Consider the following 594-nt stretch of genomic DNA (forward strand, 5'->3'; position numbering starts at 1 on the left):
TGTCGTTGCAGATGTCGCGTAGGTCCTGGCTGAAGCCGGTGCCGCCGATGAGCACCCGGCCGGGCGGGGCCGAGTAGTGGTAGGTGAGCCAGTTGGCCGCGACGGTGCGCCACTCGGTCGAGCTGTAGCCGTGTGGCTCGTTCATCGGCTCGAAGTAGACGTTGGCGTTCGAGCCGTATGTGTTGGTCACGGTGGACCACATCGCGTTCCACGCGGCGAGGTTCGTGATCCTGCCGCCGGAGGCCGCGCCGTCCTCCCAGTAGGCGAGGATGACCTTGAACCCGCGGGCGGTGGCGGCGTCGATGGCGCCGCGATACGCCTCCCACCAGGCCGTTCCGACGGTGTGGGTGTTGATGGGCAGCCGGACGGTGTTGACACCGAGGGTGGACGCCATGTCGTCGTAGAGGGCGTTGGCCTTGGCCCGCACGGTGGCGTTGCTGTCGGACATGCTCAGGCCCTGCACGACGAGGGGGCCGGTGCTGAAGTTGTCACCCAACACCGCCCAGTTCATGCCCCGGAACTGACTGGTGGCGGCAGCGGCCGGCCCGGGACGGACCGCGATGCCGCCGACCATCGCCGTCAACACGGCCACCA

Annotated in this window: 1 protein-coding gene; it reads right to left on the minus strand. The window is 68.5% G+C overall.

Going from position 1 to position 594, the window contains the following annotated elements; translation table 11 throughout:
• Positions 1–594: cellulase family glycosylhydrolase (locus ACLQ25_RS32780; protein WP_425734600.1), on the minus strand; the 594-nt coding region annotated here is incomplete at both ends.

It is taken from the genome of Micromonospora sp. DT44 (genome assembly GCF_049841635.1).
Lineage (GTDB): Bacteria > Actinomycetota > Actinomycetes > Mycobacteriales > Micromonosporaceae > Micromonospora.